The 2,477-nt window shown below is 29.2% G+C and carries 3 protein-coding genes; all 3 read left to right on the top strand.

What is annotated here, in order from left to right:
• Positions 1-593: hypothetical protein (locus A9G11_RS14510; RefSeq protein WP_176701275.1), on the top strand; the 593-nt coding region annotated here is incomplete at its 5' end.
• Between the two features lie 113 nt (positions 594-706).
• Positions 707-1,792, top strand: a complete 1,086-nt coding sequence (locus tag A9G11_RS12245) for a hypothetical protein (RefSeq protein WP_065619884.1) — start codon at positions 707-709, stop codon at positions 1,790-1,792.
• 44 nt (positions 1,793-1,836) lie between these two features.
• Positions 1,837-2,477: hypothetical protein (locus A9G11_RS12240; RefSeq protein ID WP_141674426.1), on the top strand; the 641-nt coding region annotated here is incomplete at its 3' end.

Below are 2,477 nucleotides of genomic sequence, written 5' to 3'. Positions count from 1 at the left end.
ATTTATTTCCAGACTTTTACTTAGACGGCGTGTTTTATTTTATATACTTTCCAGAAACTAATCACTATTTATCTAATAAAGAGTTTGATGTTTTTATTGGCAAATTAGATGATATCAGTTTGTACCGTCGCTATTCATCAATCAAAAATTATGTTTCAAATAAATATACGCTTATCATGGCAAATCAGGACTATGAATACCGTTTTAAAGAGTCACAAATTTATCTACGGATGGCAAGTCGAGAAAGCGCTGAGAGTTTTATTGGTTTAGATATTATCGATTCAAAAGGGAAGATTACTTTTTATGATAAAACGGCATTAGCAAAGCGATTAAACAAATCGACCATCAAACGAAATATAAAGTCATATATTCAGCATGAAAAAGTACCACTTTATGATGAGCCTAATGATAGCCATCCAACTGATATGTATTTGGTTCAAAATGATTTTGTTAAAATTGTGGATGTGATTTGGAATAAAGAGGAACTAAAAAGAAGTGAATATCCTGATATCTGGTTTAAGGTAAGTTATAAAAGTAAAGATCAAGGTGAAATGGTGAAATGGATTAATGGGAAAGCCTTTACCATCTGGTGATATTTATCCTAACTAATAATAACACTAAGATTTTTATGAAGGGTGACACGAATTGAAAAATTTTGTGTTATTGATATCAAATTTATTCAGTAAATTGACTGAAGAGTTTTAGTATGCAAAAAATAATATGGTTAATATTCACGTTAATCATCAGTACTGTTTGCTATGCAAAGCAGCCTTGCTCAAATAAAACATCATTAAGAAATTATCATTTTAACCTTAATGCTCAATCTTATAAATTTACTTCTTATTTTTGTGATGAGAAGGAGAGTGAAGTTTTTATAAAACCCGGTATATTGGAAGTACATGGAAAAAATATCAATAAATCCCTTAAAAAGGTAATTGGAATTAGAGGTATGGTATACATAAATTTTTTTAGATGGAATAATAAACCGGCATTTTATTATTCTAATACCGCTTCAGATGATACCGAGGCCTATATACCAATAATCATTAAAAATAACAATTTAATGGTTGACTGTATCTATATTAATCAACAATTAAAAAATTATTTGGCAACTAGCCATTCTTATTGTGGTGAACCACAAATTGTAGCCGATGGGTTTGATGATGATGATGGGTTTGAAAATTTATTTCCAGACTTTTACTTAGATGGCGTATTTTACTATATATTTTTTTCAAAAACTAATCACTATTTATCTAATAAAGAGTTTGATGTTTTTATTGGCAAATTAGATGATATCAGTTTTTACCGTCGCTATTCATCAATAAATGATTATGCTTTCAAATATAAAGTTATCATGGCTAATAAGGACAAAGAATACCATTTTAAAGAGTCACAAATTTATCAACGGATGGCAAGTCGAGAAAGCGCTGAGAGTTTTATCGGTTTAGATATTATCGATTCAAAAGGGAAGATTACTTTTTATGATAAAACAGCATTAGCGAAACGATTAGACAAATCGACCATCAAACGAAATATCAAGTCATATATTCAGCAAGAAAAAGTACCACTTTATGATGAGCCTAATGATAGCCATCCAACGGATATGTATTTGGTAAAAAATGATTTTGTTAAAATTCTGGATGTGATTTGGAATAAAGAGAAGCTAAAAAAAAGTGAATATCCTGATATCTGGTATAAGGTAAGTTATAAAAATAAAGAGCAAGATGAAATAGTTAAATGGATTGAGGGTGTGGCATTTAATAGCATGTGGGGTACAAACGCAACAGAATAAATATTAGCATTTTCGACAGGAGCATTTGATTGAGGAGTTTTAATATGCAAAAAATAGTATTATTAATATTCATGCTAATCATCAGTACTGTTTGCTATGCAAAGCAACCTTGTTCAAATAAAACATTTGTAGAAAATTATCACTTTAACCTTAATGCTAAACCTTATAAATTTACTTCTTACTTTTGTGATGAGAAGGAGAGTGAAGTTTTTATAAAACCCGGCATATTGGAAGTACATGGAAAAAATATTAATAAATCCCTTAAAAATGTAATTGGAATTAGAGGTATGGTATACATTGATTTTTCTAGATGGAATAATAAACCGGCATTTTATTATTCTAATACAGCTTCTGATAATACTGATGCTTATATACCAATAATGATTAAGGATAATAATTTGATGGTTGACTGTATCTATGTTAATCAACAATTAAAAAATTATATGGTGACAAACCATTCTTATTGTGGTGAACCACAAATTGTAGCCGATGGGTTTGATGATGATGGGTTTGAAAATTTATTTCCAGACTTTTACTTATACGGTGTATTTTACTATATATTCTTCCCAGAAACTAATCACTATTTATCTAATAAAGAGTTTGATGTGTTTATTGGCAAATTAGATGATATCAGTTTGTACCGTCGCTATTCATCAATCAAAAATTATGTTTCGAATAAATATAC

The organism is Gilliamella sp. wkB108, from assembly GCF_001690195.1.
In the GTDB taxonomy this organism is placed as follows: Bacteria; Pseudomonadota; Gammaproteobacteria; order Enterobacterales; family Orbaceae; genus Gilliamella; species Gilliamella apicola_L.
Note: the sequence above shows the minus strand (reverse complement) of the source record. Positions and strands in the feature narration are given on the sequence as shown.

Coding starts and splice junctions, on each gene's coding strand:
- A9G11_RS12245 (WP_065619884.1), top strand. CDS start 707: ATGCAAAAAATAATATGGTTAATATTCACGTTAATCATCAGTACTGTT.